The organism is Staphylococcus gallinarum, from assembly GCF_000875895.1.
Lineage (GTDB): Bacteria > Bacillota > Bacilli > Staphylococcales > Staphylococcaceae > Staphylococcus > Staphylococcus gallinarum.
The window spans coordinates 1-241 of the sequence record NZ_JXCF01000184.1; the positions used below are offsets into that span (position 1 = coordinate 1).

Below are 241 nucleotides of genomic sequence, written 5' to 3' on the forward strand. Positions count from 1 at the left end.
CGACCATTATCTCTACTTACATCATTCATCAAATGCTGGTATTTATTTCTACCAAGAACTTGCTCTAACTTCTCAAAAATCTCTCTAATAACTTTAATAACATCAAGCGCATTATCAAGGGGTTTTTTGAGGTCTTTTATAAACTCATTTGCTCTTGCTAAAGTTTCAGACATATCCTTGTTTTCTTCTCTAAGCTTACTATTTTCATTTTTAAGCTCATTCAACGCTTTACCAGACTTAA

At 32.0% G+C, this 241-nt stretch carries 1 pseudogene; it reads right to left on the reverse strand.

Annotated features, from left to right (window positions below):
- Window positions 1-241, reverse strand: a pseudogene (locus SH09_RS17565) (MobV family relaxase); the annotation flags it as partial.